Raw genomic sequence first — 12,731 nt, 5'->3', positions numbered from 1 at the left:
CTAGCTCCCCGTGCTTCGGTACGAACGGACTCCCGCGCGCCACGCCAGCGACGCGGGCAGGAACACCACGAAGGCCACCAGCGGGCTCAGGTACGCGGCCCACCCGGGCAGTCCCAGCGGATCGGGCCGCCCCAGCACGTACAGCGCGGGCAGCCAGTTGACGAAGGCGAGCGGCACGATGAAGGTGACCCCGCGCAGCAGGTCCTTGGCGAAGATCGTCGGCGGGTACTGGAGCATCGTGCAGCCGCCGTAGGTGAAGGAGTTCTGCACCTCGGCCGCGTCCCCGGCGATGAACTGGAAGGCCGCCCCGGTCACCATCACCGCCGCGAAGATCGCCGCCCCGGCCACGATCATCACGGGCACCATCAGCGCCTTCCCTGCCGTCCAGTCCACGTCCAGGGACCAGAGCGCCCAGCCCAGCACCCCGAGCCCCTGCATGACCCGGCCCAGCCGGCGCAGCGCGAACCGGTCCGCCGCCACCTGCGCGAGGACCGGGACGGGACGCACCAGCATCGTGTCCAGCGAGCCGTCCCGGATCCGGGCACCGATCCGGTCGGTGTTCCCCATCAGCAGGTCCGCCAGGCCCAGGGAGGCCGAGCAGGACCCGTAGAGGAGGGCGATCTCGGGCAGGGTGAAGCCGCCGAGGACGTCCACGTGGGAGAACATGATGGAGATCGTGACGAAGTCGAGGAGGGTGATCGCGGCGTTCCCGACGGCGGACAGCGCGAAGGACGCCCGGTACGTCATCGTCGAGCGGATCCACATCGCCACGATCAGCCCGTAGCCGCGCAGCCCCTCCCGGACCTGCCGTACGCGAGCGGACCCACCGAGCGGGCGCACCCCGGCCTCCGCCCCCGGTACCGCCCCAGGTCCCGCCCCCGGTGCGCTCTCACGTCGCGCCCCCGGCGCCGTCAACTCCCGCCCCGGCGCCGCCTCGACGGCCTCGAACGCCTCACCGGCTCCGGCCCCCACCGCTTCCTCCGCCTCGGCCTCAGCCACCCTGGACCACCACCTTCCGCGTCGCGGCCGACTGCAGCAGCCGCCCCGCGCCCAGCAGTACGAGCGCCCACCCGGCCTGGAACCCCAGCGCCCCGGCCGCGCCCCCGGCCCCCGCATGCTTGCCCAGCAGGACGTCCATCGGCACCTGGAGCATCGCCGACCACGGCAGGACGCGCACGAACTCGCCGAAGCCGCCCGGGAAGACGGTCAGCGGCAGCAGCATCCCGGAGAAGAAGATCGAGACGACGGTCGCCATCATGTTGATGCCGGACCCGTCCATCAGCCAGAAGGCCAGCAGCCCCAGCAGGAAGCGCACCGCGAAGCTCACCACCAGCCCGAGCACGACCGAGACCAGGAACAGCAGCCAGCGCAGCGGATCGGCGGGCAGCGCCAGCCTGAACGCCAGCGCCCCCGCCGCCAACGGGACCAGCCCGCGCCCCAGCAGCTGGAAGCCGGCCCGCCCCATGTCGGCGGCGAGCCACCACATCTGGAGGTCCGCCGGCCGGTACAGGTCGACGGCGATGTCGCCCGTGCGCACCCGCTCCTGGATCTCCTCCTGGAAGCCGCCCCCGATCAACGCCCCTGCGGCGAGCAGCGACTGGCTCACCCACACGAAGGTGAGGGCCTGCGCCTGGTCGTAACCGCCGAGCCCGGGGCGCTCGTCCCACAGCGCGATGTACGTGTACGCCACGATGAAGCCGAACGTGGTGTTGGTGAAGACCCCGGCGGCCGTCGCCGTTCCATAGGTGGCGTACCGCCTGAATCCGCCTGCCGCGACCGCCAGGTAGAGACGCACTCTCCGGCGCACCGTATCCCTCCGTTTTCCACGTCGTTCCTACGTCGGCCAAAGCGCGCGAGCTTAGTGCGGAGGGGCGAGCCACGCGACCGATTTACGCCCGTCCGGAGCGGAATCACCGGCCATCGGGTAGACACCATGAGGTACAGAAGTGGATATTTCGAACGGCGTCGAGGAGTCCTGGAGATGAGCGACCAGTCACCACCCCCGGGCTGGACCCCTCGCGACCCGGACACCCCGCCCGAAGCACGGCAACCACGGGCGAACCAGCGGCCCCGACCGGGGCCGCAGACCCGGCGCCAGCCACAGCCGCAACCCGGTCCGCCCGCACCGGGGAAGAAGCCCCGCCGCAAGCGCACCGGCTGGCGCCGCCTCGTCCCCACGTGGCGCATGGTCCTGGGCGTCGTCCTGCTCCTGGCCCTGCTGATCGGCGGCGCCCTCGTGGCCGGCTACCTGCTGGTCGACATCCCGCCGGCCAACGCCGCCGCCACCGCGCAGTCCAACGTCTACCTCTACTCCGACGGCTCGCAGATCGCCCGCGACGGCGAGGTCAACCGCGTCAACGTGCCGCTCTCCCAGATCCCGCGGACCGTGCAGGAAGCCGTACTGGCCGCCGAGGACCGGGACTTCTACTCCGAACGGGCGGTGGACCCCAAGGCGATGCTCCGCGCCGCCTGGAACACCGCGACCGGCAAGGGCACCCAGTCCGGCTCCACCATCACCCAGCAGTACGTCAAGAACTACTACCTGGGCCAGGAACAGACGATCAAACGCAAGGTCAAAGAGTTCTTCATCGCGATCAAACTCGGCCGCGAGAAGTCGAAGGACTACATCCTCGAGGGTTACCTGAACACCAGCTACTTCGGCCGCAACGCCTACGGCATCCAGGCCGCCGCCCAGGCCTACTACGGCAAGGACGTCAGCAACCTCACCACCGCCGAGGGCGCCTACCTCGCCACCCTCCTCAACTCCCCCAGCGCCTTCGACGTGGTCGCCCACCCCCAGAGCCGCCCCCGCGCCCTCGCCCGCTGGAACTACGTGCTCGACGGCATGGTCAAGAAGGGCTGGCTGTCCGAGACCGAGCGCGCCACGACGCGGTTCCCCGAGCCCGGCAAGGTCCGCACGGCCGCCGGCCTGTCCGGCCAGCGCGGCTACCTCGTGGAAGCGATCAAGGACTACATCGTCGAGAACAAGATCCTCGACGACAAGACCCTCGCCGAGGGCGGTTACCGGATCGCCTCCACCATCGACAAGCGCCGCCAGACCGCCTTCGTCGAGGCCGTCGACGACCAGATGATCGGCAAACTCGAACCGGAGACGCGCAAGGCGGACCGGCTGGTGCGGGCCGGCGGGGTCTCCATCGACCCGGCGACCGGCAAGGTCGTCGCCATGTACGGAGGCATCGACTACACCAAGCAGTACGTCAACAACGCGACCCGGCACGACTACCAGGTCGCCTCCACCTTCAAACCGTTCGTCTTCGCGTCCGCCGTCGAGAACGGCTCCCGCACCCAGGACGGCCGCCGGATCACCCCGAACGCCCTCTACAACGGCGACAACAGGCGCCCCGTCGTCGGCGGCCGGATCCGCTTCAACCCCGAGAACGAGGGCCAGGTCTCGTACGGGAACATCACCGTCAACACCGCCACCGACCTCTCCGTCAACGCCGTGTACGCACAGATGGTGGTCGACGTCGGCACCGGGAAGGTCAAGAGGACCGCCATCGCCCTCGGCATCCCCGAGGACACCCCGAACTTCGTCACGGGCCCCGCCATGGCGCTCGGCACGATGCAGGCCAGCGTCCTGGACATGACCCAGGCCTACGCGACCCTCGCCGACCACGGCCGACGCACCCCGTACACCTTCCTGGAGAAGATCACCAAGGGTGGCGACACGATCGGCCTGCCCGAGCGCACCCCCACGCAGGCCATCAGCCACGAGGCCGCCGACACCACCACCTCCATGCTGGTCAGCGTCGTCGACAACGGCACCGGTACGGCGGCCCTCGCCGCCGGCCACCCGGCCGCCGGCAAGACCGGCACCGGCGAACTGGACCGCTCGGCCTGGTTCGCGGCCTACACCCCGAACCTGGTCACGGTCGTCGCGATGATGGGCCAGGACCCGGACACCGGAACCCTGCAGTCGCTCTACGGAGCCCTGGGCGAGCCCCGGATCGGCGGTGGCGGCTACCCGGCCCGGATCTGGGCCGCGTACACGAAGACCGCGCTGGAGGGCACCGACCCCGTCGACTTCGACCTGGAACTCCAGCCGGGCGCGGCGCAGCCCCCGCCGCCGCCCTCCCCGGAGTCCAACCCCCCGCAGGAGACGCCGGACGACGAACTCACGCCCACGCCTCCGCTACGGCCGACCCCGCCGACGGGCGGCCGGGACAACGGCGGCCAGAACCAAGGCGGTCAGGACAACGGGGGCCGGACGCAGGGCGGCCAGAACCAGGGAGGACAGAACAACGGCGGCCAGAACAACGGGGGCCAGACCCAGGGCGGGCAGAACAACGGGGGCCGGGACAACGGCGGCCAGACGCAAGGCGGCCAGGACAACGGCGGCACCACCCAGGGCACCCAGGGCACCCAGGGGACGACGGGCACCCAGGGCGCCGACGGCGGGCCGGGCGACGGCCTGCGCCCGCCACCGTCGGCGTTCCTGGAATGACGGCCGCCGCGGGCGGTCAGTGACCGGAGGTCGCCTTCAGCCCGACCACGGCGACCAGCAGCAGACAGATGAAGAAGATCCGGGAGGCGGTGACGGGCTCGCCCAGCACCGCCATGCCGAGTACGGCCGCTCCGGCGGCGCCGATGCCCACCCACACCCCGTACGCGGTACCGATGGGCAGGGTCTTCGCGGCGTAGGACAGCAGCACCATGCTGGCGACGATCCCGGCGCCCGTGAACACACTGGGCCAGAGCCGGGTGAAGCCGTCGGTGAATTTCATGCCGATCGACCAGGCGACTTCGATCACACCGGCGACAACAAGAAGAACCCAGGCCATGACGGCACCTCCGAGACATCGAGCGATACGGGGTGCGTCGTCTTGTCGTACCCGGTACGGCGCGTCTCGTCGGGTTCTCCTCCACCGTAGCAAGGGGCAGCGAAAAGGGCCGGTGACAAAGGCCACCAGCCCTTTTCGGCTCAGCTCAGCTCAGCTCGGCTCGGCTCGGCAGTGTGCGCTCACAGGTACAGACCGGTGGAGTCCTCCGACCCCTCCAGCCGCTCCGCGGCCACCGCGTGCAGGTCCCGCTCGCGCATCAGCACGTACGTGGCGCCCCGTACCTCGACCTCGGCACGGTCCTCGGGGTCGTACAGGACCCGGTCCCCGGGCTCGACCGTCCGTACGTTCTGCCCGACGGCGACCACCTCGGCCCAGGCCAGCCGCTTGCCCACCGCGGCCGTCGCCGGAATCAGGATGCCGCCGCCCGAGCGCCGCTCGCCCTCCGGCAGGTCGGACTTCACGAGCACGCGGTCGTGCAGCATGCGGATGGGCAACTTGTCGTGGGTGGTGTTCTCGCTCACGCCCCGAACCTACCTGTCCGCGCCCGCTCCGTGCCGCTCAGGGTCACGCGCGCCTGCGTCGTGCCGACAGGACAAGCACACCGACCACACCCACCGCGAGTAGGGCGACCGGCACGATCCGCTCGAGACGCGGAGTCCCGTCTTCGTGGCGCAGGCCGTCCCGCAGGTCCGTCACGACACGGTTCACCGCGGCGAAGGCCCGCCCGGCCGTGTGGTCGACGGTCGAGACGACCTTGGCCCGCGCATCCCCGATGATCGTCTTCGGGTGCACGCGCACGCCGATCTCGTCGAGCGTCTCGGCGAGCTGTTCGCGGCGGCGGACGATGTCCGCCTCGATCTGTGCGGGGGTCCTGGCTTCGGGCACCGCGCTGCCTCCGTCGTCGTGGTCCGGTGGGGGGTAGTCCCCGGTGAACAGTCTGTCAGCTTAGTCTCGGGACGTACCGATCCCCTCTTGAGGAGACTGTCCAGATGAGCGAGCGACTTCAGCCGGGCGACCCCGCCCCCGCCTTCACCCTGCCCGACGCGGACGGCAACGAGGTCTCGCTCGCCGACCACAAGGGCCGCAAGGTGATCGTCTACTTCTACCCGGCCGCCCTGACCCCTGGCTGCACCAAGCAGGCGTGCGACTTCACGGACAATCTGGACGTCCTGGCGACGGCCGGCTACGACGTCATCGGCGTCTCCCCGGACAAGCCGGAGAAGCTCGCGAAGTTCCGCGAGAAGGAGCACCTGAAGGTCACCCTGGTCGGCGACCCGGAGAAGGCGACCCTGACGGCGTACGGCGCGTACGGCGAGAAGAAGCTCTACGGCAAGACGGTCACCGGGGTCATCCGCTCCACGGTGGTGGTCGACGAGGAGGGCAAGGTCGAGCACGCCTTCTACAACGTCAAGGCCACGGGCCACGTAGCCAAGATCATCAAGGACCTGGGCGTCTGACCCACCCCACCCCCGCAGCGGCCCGCCCCCAATCGGGGCGGGTCGCTCCGCTTATCGGACGAAACCGCCCGTAACCGCCCCGACCATCGCTCCGTTACTCCATACGAGCGCCGCACAGGCGGCCGAGGGATGGAGGGGCCCGATGCCGGTCAGCCCGTACACGAGGGAACGCCTCACGGAGGCCGCGAGCACGTCGCGCACGCTGACGGAAGCACTGGAACGGCTGGGGGTCGACCCGAAGAGCGGCTCGCGCGAGTACATACGCAGGCGCATGAACCAGCTCGGCGTGGACGTCTCCCACTTCGAGCGCGACGGGAACCGCTGGACCCGGAAACTCCTACAGGAGGCGGTAAGCACCTCCCGCAACATGTGCGAGGTCCTGAGACGCCTGGGGCTCGATGCGGTCGGCGGGCATCACACGCACATCAGCCGCAAGGTCCGCGCGCTCGGCATCGACACGCGGAGAACCTTCGGCTGGTGTGCCCGAACTGCCACTCCACGACGGACTCGTACCGCGGCCGGGGCAAGGGGCGCCGATGAACAGCCGGCGCCACGACCGCCCGTCGCGAGAAGAGCTGGCGCAGGCGATCGCCGACTCGGTCAGCATCGCCGGAACACTACGGCTCCTGGGTTTCCCCGACCACGGCGGGCAACGCGGCCACTTGCGTGCATGGATCGCCGAGGAAGCGCACGACACATCGCACTTCCTCGGCCAGGGGCACCAGCGCGGCACAACCCGACCCGGACCGGCCAAGGCCGCAGAAGAGATCCTCGTCCAACGGACGGGAGGGCAGCGGACGCGTACCTCGCTCCTGCGCCGCGCCCTTCGGGAGATCGGAACCCCTGAGCGCTGCGCCTGTTGCGGAAGCCCGCCCGAGTGGTGCGGGCGACCCATGACGCTTGAGGTCGACCACATCAACGGCGACCGGAGTGACGACCGCCGCGAGAACCTGCGGCTCCTGTGCCCCAACTGCCATGCGACGACCAGCACCTGGTGCCGTTGGACGTCGCCCCGACCCCACACGCTGATCTTGCTCGAACAGCCACAGCCGCTGCCGCTATCATGGCAGGCGGCTAGCGGCGGTGGCGCAACGGCGACGCAGCAGACTTAGGATCTGTGGCCCGTGAAACGGCTTGAGGGTTCGAATCCCTTCCGCCGCACCAAAACGGCCTGCGAATCGAAGCTTCGATTCGCAGGCCGTTCTCATGCGCAGGGTCAGCCCAGGAGGTCGCGGACCACCGGGACGAGGGCGCGGAAGGCTTGTCCTCGGTGGGAGATGGCGTTCTTCTCGGCCGGGGTGAGTTCGGCGCAGGTGCGGGATTCGCCCAGGGGCTGGAGGATCGGGTCGTAGCCGAAGCCGCCCGTGCCGGACGGGGTGTGGCGGAGGGTGCCCAGGAGGCGGCCCTCGACCACGCGTTCCGTGCCGTCGGGCAGGGCGAGGGCGGCCGCGCAGAAGAAGTGGGCGCCGCGGTGCTCGTCGGCGATGTCGCCGAGCTGGGCCAGCAGCAGGTCGAGGTTGGCCTTGTCGTCGCCGTGCGCGCCGGCCCAGCGGGCGGAGAAGATGCCGGGGGCGCCGTTCAGGACGTCCACGCAGAGGCCGGAGTCGTCGGCGACGGCCGGGAGCCCGGTGGCTTGCGCGAGGGCGTGGGCCTTCAGGAGGGCGTTCTCGGCGAAGGTGACCCCGGTCTCCTTGACGTCCGGGATCTCCGGGTACGCGTCCGCGCCGACCAGCTCGTGCGGCAGGCCGGCTTCGGACAGGATGGCGTGGAGCTCGGAGACTTTGCCCGCGTTGCGGGTGGCCAGGATCAGGCGGCTGGGCGTCGAGGTCATGCGCCCATTATCCCGGGGTGCAGACCTTGGAGATCTCGCCGGCCGCGTCGGCGACGGGCTGGATGTCCGGGACGGTGTTGCCGCTCTCGATGGAGGCGCGGACGTTCTTGACCGCCGTGTTCATCGAGGTGATGGCCTTGCCCAGGTCGGCGTTGTCCGTCTGGTCGCCGATCTTCTTGAGGTTCGCCTCGATCTGGTTGAGCGCGTTCTGGGCGTCCTGGGGGCTGTTGCCCGCCTGGGAGACCGCCTGCTGGAGGTCGTTCGCGCCGTCGGTGATGGCCACCGCCGTGTTCGCGCAGTCCATCGCCGTGGAGATCGCGTCGCAGGCGGACAGGGCCGGGACGGTCAGTACGGCGGCCACGGCTATGGCCGCGATGCGGAGCTTCATGCGGTTCCCCCGGGAAACAGGATTCGGATGCGTGGACGGGCGCACGGCTGTGACACCGTGCGCCCGTGTTGTGCTAGACGCCGGGCCGGGCCCGGCGGTTGCCGCCCAGGGGAGCGGACACGCGCCTACAGTTCGAGCGCGCCCAGCTGGATGGCTTCCAGGTCCGCGCAGCCGCCGGCGGCGAGGTCGAGGAGGGCGTTGAGTTCCTTGCGGTCGAAGGGCTCGCCCTCGGCGGTGCCCTGGACCTCGACGAAGCGGCCGTCGCCGGTGCAGACCACGTTCATGTCGGTCTCGGCGCGCACGTCCTCCTCGTAGCAGAGGTCGAGGAGCGGGACGCCGTCGACGATGCCGACGCTGACGGCGGCGACGGTGCCGGTCAGGGGCTTGCGGCCGGCCTTGATGAGCTTCTTCTGCTGGCCCCACGCGACGGCGTCGGCGAGGGCGACGTAGGCGCCGGTGATGGCGGCGGTGCGGGTGCCGCCGTCGGCCTGGAGGACGTCGCAGTCCAGGACGATGGTGTTCTCGCCGAGGGCCTTGTAGTCGATGACGGCGCGCAGCGAGCGGCCGATGAGGCGGGAGATCTCGTGGGTGCGGCCGCCGATCTTGCCGCGGACGGATTCGCGGTCACCGCGGGTGTTGGTGGAGCGGGGCAGCATCGAGTACTCGGAGGTGACCCAGCCTTCGCCGCTGCCCTTGCGCCAGCGCGGGACGCCTTCGGTGAAGGAGGCGGTGCAGAAGACCTTGGTGTCTCCGAAGGAGATGAGGACGGAGCCCTCGGCGTGCTTGCTCCATCCGCGTTCGATGGTGACCGGGCGGAGCTGTTCGGGCGTACGGCCGTCGATGCGAGACATGGCTCCGAGCCTAGTCCCTGCGGTGGAACGCGAGGACCCCGTCCGGGTGGTTCCGGGACGGGGTCCGATGTGTGAAGCGTCCTAGGGGGTGCGGATCACATCATGTCTTCGATGTCGGCGGCGATCGGGTCGGCGTCGGTGCCGATGACGACCTGGATGGCGGTGCCCATCTTGACGACGCCGTGGGCGCCGGCGGCCTTGAGTGCGGCCTCGTCGACGAGGTCGGGGTTGACGACCTCGGTGCGCAGGCGGGTGATGCAGCCCTCGACCTCTTCGATGTTGTCGATGCCGCCGAGCCCGGCGACGATCTTCTCAGCCTTGGTGGCCATGTGTTTCTCCCTGAGTGTTTCGAAGAACGAGTCTCGGCGCGGCCGGTACATGGAGAGCCACCCGTGCGGTCTGCTTTGTCACGGTAACGCACGGTTGGCGCATCTACGCGAGCGCGTGACCGGTCCCTGCCGAATGATGACGGTCAGCAGCAACCTGCCCACAACTGGTCTACACCAGTGTGCCGTAAGTGTTGCGGCAGCCAAAAACGGGCCCGTCAGGGAGGACTCCGATGAGCGCGAGCATCTCCAAAGCAGCACCACGCCCGTCGTGGCGGAACAACCTGTTCCAGGGACTGCAGAAGATGGGGCGGAGCCTTCAGCTCCCGATCGCCGTACTGCCCGCGGCAGGCATCCTGTTGCGGCTGGGGCAGCCGGACGTCTTCGGCAAGGACGGCTTGCGGTGGACGGACGTCGCCAGCGTGATGGCGGGCGCGGGCGGGGCGCTGCTCGACCCCGATCTCGGCCTTCCCCTCCTCTTCTGCATCGGCGTCGCCATCGGCATGGCGAAGAAGGCGGACGGTTCGACCGCCCTCGCGGCCACGGCCGGCTTCCTCGTCTACCGGGGGGTGCTGCACGCGTTCCCGAACGCGTGCCCGGAGGGCAGTCGGAACGTCGGGGGCGGCTGCCTGGGGCAGGACGACACGTTCATCGCGTTCACCTACCAGAACCCGGGCGTCTTCGGCGGCATCATCATGGGGCTGCTGGCGGCCTGGCTGTGGCAGCGCTACCACCGGGTGAAGCTGGTGGACTGGCTCGGCTTCTTCAACGGCCGGCGGCTGGTCCCGATCATCACGTCCTTCGCCGCCATCGCCTTCGCCGCGCTCTGCCTGTGGATCTGGCCGCCGGTCGGCGCCGGGCTGGAGAGCTTCTCCGACTGGCTGCGCGGTCTGGGCTCGTGGGGCGGGGGCATCTTCGGTGTCGCGAACCGCGCGCTGCTGGTGATCGGCCTGCACCAGTTCCTGAACGTGCCGATGTGGTTCCAGTTCGGGTCGTACACGGCGCCGGACGGGAAGACGTACCACGGCGACATCAACATGTTCCTGCACGGCGACCCGGACGCGGGCCTCTTCCTGTCGGGCTTCTTCCCCATCATGATGTTCGCGCTGCCGGCGGCGGCGCTGGCGATCACGCACTGCGCGAAGCCGCAGCGGCGCAAGGAGGTCGGCGGCCTGATGCTGTCGGTGGCTCTGACCTCGTTCGTCACCGGGATCACCGAGCCGCTGGAGTACTCGTTCCTCTTCGTCGCGCCGGCACTGTACGCGGTGCACGCGGTGCTGACGGGTGTGTCCATGGCGGTGACCTGGGCTCTGGGCGTCCACGACGGCTTCAGCTTCTCGGCGGGCCTGATCGACTACGTCATCAACTGGAAGCTGGCGACGAAGCCCTGGCTGATCGTTCCGATCGGCCTGTGCTTCGCGCTCGTCTACTACGTCGTCTTCCGCTTCGCGATCACGAAGTTCGACCTCGCGACGCCCGGCCGGGAATCGGACGAGGAGATCGCGGCGATGGAGTCGGAGACCACCAAGGCCTGAGCCCTCCGGCAAGGTTGGAACCCGGCCCGTCAAGGGCCCCCGGATCACGATCCGGGGGCCCTTCGGCATACCCCGGGACGTGTGATCCAGGCCACAGGAAATCGAAGGTTCCTTATCTAACCCTCACCGTGTTACAACTGGTCTACACCACAATTGGTGTAGACCACGAGGCGCGTTCGAGCCCCCGTGTATCCCCCCTTTCGAAGACGCCGCCGTCCCCGTTTCCTCTGGCGGCGCCTTGCCCACTGGAGGACCTTGTGACCACGGCTGCCGCTCCCGCGGCCGAGAAGAAGAAGGGCGCCGGCGTGATGGCCGTCATGCAGCGCATCGGCCGGAGCCTCATGCTCCCGGTGGCCGTGCTGCCTGCCGCCGCACTCCTGGTTCGCCTCGGCGACAAGGACATGCTGGGCTCGGCTTCGATGCCGGAGTTCATCAACAAGATCGCCGGCTACATGGCCGCCGGTGGTGGCGCGATCCTCGACAACATGGCGCTGCTGTTCGCCGTGGGCATCGCGATCGGCTTCGCCAAGAAGTCGGACGGTTCCACCGCACTCGCCGCCGTCACCGGCTACCTGGTCTTCAAGAGCGTCCTCGCCACGTTCACCGACTCCAACCTGCCCAAGATAGCCAAGGCCGTCGACGGCAAGGTCGTCATGGTCGACGCGCCCGTGGACGCCAAGGTTCTCGGCGGTGTCGTCATGGGCATCGTGGTCGCCCTCCTGTACCAGAAGTTCTACCGGACCAAGCTGCCCGAGTGGGCGGGCTTCTTCGGCGGCCGCCGCCTGGTCCCGATCCTCTCGGCCTTCGCCGGCCTGGTGATCGGCATCGCCTTCGGTCTGATCTGGCCGGTGCTCGGCACCGGTCTGCACAGCCTGGGTGAGTGGCTGGTCGGCTCCGGCGCGGTCGGCGCGGGCATCTTCGGTGTCGCCAACCGCGGTCTGATCCCCGTCGGCATGCACCACCTGCTCAACTCCTTCCCGTGGTTCCAGGCCGGCGAGTACCAGGGCAAGAGCGGCGACATCTCCCGCTTCCTCGCCGGTGACCCGACCGCCGGACAGTTCATGACCGGCTTCTTCCCGATCATGATGTTCGCCCTCCCGGCGGCCTGCCTCGCGATCGTGCACTGCGCCCGGCCCGAGCGCCGCAAGGTCGTCGGCGGCATGATGTTCTCCCTCGCGCTCACCTCCTTCGTCACCGGGGTGACCGAGCCGATCGAGTTCACCTTCATGTTCATCGCCCCGGTGCTGTACGCGGTCCACGCGGTCCTGACCGGTGTGTCCATGGCCCTGACCTGGTCCCTCGGCATGAAGGACGGGTTCGGCTTCTCCGCCGGCGCCATCGACTACCTGCTGAACCTCGGCAAGGCGACGAACCCGTTCGGCCTGGCGCTGGTCGGCCTCTGCTTCGCGGTGGTCTACTACGTCGTCTTCCGCTTCGCGATCGTCAAGTGGAACCTCCCGACGCCGGGCCGCGAGTCCGACGAGGAGCTCGCCGAGCTGCTGAAGGCCGAGGCCAAGTAAGCCCGCTCGCCCACACGTCGA

The 12,731-nt window shown here is 69.5% G+C and carries 14 protein-coding genes, 1 tRNA gene, 1 pseudogene and 1 riboswitch; of the genes and pseudogenes, 7 read left to right on the top strand and 9 right to left on the bottom strand.

The genetic code is table 11. The features are described from left to right. Nucleotides 1-840 (bottom strand): ABC transporter permease, encoded by an 840-nt coding sequence (locus tag IF88_RS0127300; protein WP_030718000.1) that lies wholly within the window; start codon nt 838-840, stop codon nt 1-3. Nucleotides 841-991: 151 nt separating this feature from the next. Beyond that, the gene (locus IF88_RS0127295; protein WP_030717997.1) at nt 992-1,795 is read right to left on the bottom strand and encodes an ABC transporter permease; all 804 of its coding nucleotides are present in this window, start codon (nt 1,793-1,795) and stop codon (nt 992-994) included. Nucleotides 1,796-1,981: 186 nt separating this feature from the next. On the opposite strand from IF88_RS0127295, the gene IF88_RS40940 reads away from it, so the two are divergent. Beyond that, nucleotides 1,982-4,465 carry a transglycosylase domain-containing protein gene (locus IF88_RS40940; RefSeq protein WP_078893176.1) on the top strand — a complete coding sequence of 828 codons (2,484 nt, stop codon included), beginning with the start codon at nt 1,982-1,984 and terminating at the stop codon, nt 4,463-4,465. A gap of 16 nt (nt 4,466-4,481) precedes the next feature. Here IF88_RS40940 and IF88_RS0127285 read toward each other — a convergent pair whose 3' ends face one another. The 3 genes from IF88_RS0127285 to IF88_RS0127275 form a co-directional block, all read right to left on the bottom strand. Next, nucleotides 4,482-4,802 (bottom strand): DMT family transporter, encoded by a 321-nt coding sequence (locus IF88_RS0127285; RefSeq protein ID WP_030717991.1) that lies wholly within the window; start codon nt 4,800-4,802, stop codon nt 4,482-4,484. A gap of 31 nt (nt 4,803-4,833) precedes the next feature. Beyond that, nucleotides 4,834-4,903, bottom strand: a riboswitch (guanidine-III (ykkC-III) riboswitch). 78 nt (nt 4,904-4,981) lie between these two features. After that, nucleotides 4,982-5,323, bottom strand: coding sequence for a GroES family chaperonin (locus IF88_RS0127280; RefSeq protein WP_030009035.1), 342 nt, complete (start codon nt 5,321-5,323; stop codon nt 4,982-4,984). Nucleotides 5,324-5,366: 43 nt separating this feature from the next. After that, entirely contained in the window at nt 5,367-5,687 is a 321-nt protein-coding gene (locus tag IF88_RS0127275; RefSeq protein ID WP_030717989.1) for a DUF3618 domain-containing protein, read from the bottom strand. 104 nt (nt 5,688-5,791) lie between these two features. Here IF88_RS0127275 and bcp point away from each other — a divergent pair, with 104 nt between their 5' ends. The 4 genes and pseudogenes from bcp (at nt 5,792) to IF88_RS0127255 (ending at nt 7,423) form a co-directional block, all read left to right on the top strand. Next, entirely contained in the window at nt 5,792-6,259 is a 468-nt protein-coding gene (gene bcp / locus IF88_RS0127270; RefSeq protein WP_030717987.1) for a thioredoxin-dependent thiol peroxidase, read from the top strand. A 142-nt stretch (nt 6,260-6,401) separates the two neighbouring features. Then, nucleotides 6,402-6,725 (top strand): annotated as a pseudogene (locus IF88_RS48300) (HNH endonuclease); the annotation flags it as partial. A 70-nt stretch (nt 6,726-6,795) separates the two neighbouring features. After that, a complete protein-coding gene (locus tag IF88_RS44195) occupies nt 6,796-7,371 on the top strand; it encodes an HNH endonuclease (RefSeq protein ID WP_078893175.1) in 576 nt (191 codons plus the stop codon). Then, a tRNA-Leu gene (locus tag IF88_RS0127255) sits at nt 7,337-7,423 on the top strand. Before IF88_RS44195 ends, IF88_RS0127255 begins: the two co-directional genes overlap by 35 nt. Nucleotides 7,424-7,475: 52 nt before the next feature. Here IF88_RS0127255 and rdgB read toward each other — a convergent pair. The 4 genes from rdgB to IF88_RS0127235 form a co-directional block, all read right to left on the bottom strand. After that, nucleotides 7,476-8,090, bottom strand: coding sequence for an RdgB/HAM1 family non-canonical purine NTP pyrophosphatase (rdgB, locus tag IF88_RS0127250; protein WP_030717983.1), 615 nt, complete (start codon nt 8,088-8,090; stop codon nt 7,476-7,478). A 7-nt stretch (nt 8,091-8,097) separates the two neighbouring features. Beyond that, nucleotides 8,098-8,478, bottom strand: coding sequence for a hypothetical protein (locus IF88_RS0127245; RefSeq protein ID WP_030717980.1), 381 nt, complete (start codon nt 8,476-8,478; stop codon nt 8,098-8,100). 125 nt (nt 8,479-8,603) lie between these two features. Then, a complete protein-coding gene (gene rph, locus IF88_RS0127240) occupies nt 8,604-9,329 on the bottom strand; it encodes a ribonuclease PH (RefSeq protein ID WP_030717976.1) in 726 nt (241 codons plus the stop codon). Nucleotides 9,330-9,424: 95 nt separating this feature from the next. After that, entirely contained in the window at nt 9,425-9,709 is a 285-nt protein-coding gene (locus IF88_RS0127235; RefSeq protein ID WP_078893174.1) for a glucose PTS transporter subunit EIIB, read from the bottom strand. A 179-nt stretch (nt 9,710-9,888) separates the two neighbouring features. On the opposite strand from IF88_RS0127235, the gene IF88_RS0127230 reads away from it, so the two are divergent. Both IF88_RS0127230 and IF88_RS0127225 read left to right on the top strand, forming a co-directional pair. Further along, nucleotides 9,889-11,190: a PTS transporter subunit EIIC gene (locus tag IF88_RS0127230; protein ID WP_030717971.1), complete on the top strand. Its 1,302-nt coding sequence runs from the start codon at nt 9,889-9,891 to the stop codon at nt 11,188-11,190. A gap of 308 nt (nt 11,191-11,498) precedes the next feature. Continuing rightward, complete coding sequence (locus tag IF88_RS0127225; protein ID WP_051837661.1) at nt 11,499-12,710, top strand: PTS transporter subunit EIIC; 1,212 nt, start codon at nt 11,499-11,501, stop codon at nt 12,708-12,710. Nucleotides 12,711-12,731 lie beyond the last annotated feature (21 nt).

Origin of the sequence: Streptomyces sp. NRRL F-2580, from assembly GCF_000720115.1 — a bacterium.
Classification (GTDB): domain Bacteria; phylum Actinomycetota; class Actinomycetes; order Streptomycetales; family Streptomycetaceae; genus Streptomyces.
Note: the sequence above shows the minus strand (reverse complement) of the source record. Positions and strands in the feature narration are given on the sequence as shown.

What these genes read in the sequence shown, in the direction of transcription:
- IF88_RS0127230 (WP_030717971.1), top strand. Translation starts at nt 9,889, where the DNA reads ATGAGCGCGAGCATCTCCAAAGCAGCACCACGCCCGTCGTGGCGGAAC.
- rdgB (WP_030717983.1), bottom strand. Translation starts at nt 8,090, where the DNA reads ATGACCTCGACGCCCAGCCGCCTGATCCTGGCCACCCGCAACGCGGGC.
- rph (WP_030717976.1), bottom strand. Translation starts at nt 9,329, where the DNA reads ATGTCTCGCATCGACGGCCGTACGCCCGAACAGCTCCGCCCGGTCACC.
- bcp (WP_030717987.1), top strand. Translation starts at nt 5,792, where the DNA reads ATGAGCGAGCGACTTCAGCCGGGCGACCCCGCCCCCGCCTTCACCCTG.
- IF88_RS0127225 (WP_051837661.1), top strand. Translation starts at nt 11,499, where the DNA reads ATGGCCGTCATGCAGCGCATCGGCCGGAGCCTCATGCTCCCGGTGGCC.
- IF88_RS0127245 (WP_030717980.1), bottom strand. Translation starts at nt 8,478, where the DNA reads ATGAAGCTCCGCATCGCGGCCATAGCCGTGGCCGCCGTACTGACCGTC.
- IF88_RS0127285 (WP_030717991.1), bottom strand. Translation starts at nt 4,802, where the DNA reads ATGGCCTGGGTTCTTCTTGTTGTCGCCGGTGTGATCGAAGTCGCCTGG.
- IF88_RS40940 (WP_078893176.1), top strand. Translation starts at nt 1,982, where the DNA reads ATGAGCGACCAGTCACCACCCCCGGGCTGGACCCCTCGCGACCCGGAC.
- IF88_RS44195 (WP_078893175.1), top strand. Translation starts at nt 6,796, where the DNA reads ATGAACAGCCGGCGCCACGACCGCCCGTCGCGAGAAGAGCTGGCGCAG.
- IF88_RS0127235 (WP_078893174.1), bottom strand. Translation starts at nt 9,709, where the DNA reads ATGTACCGGCCGCGCCGAGACTCGTTCTTCGAAACACTCAGGGAGAAA.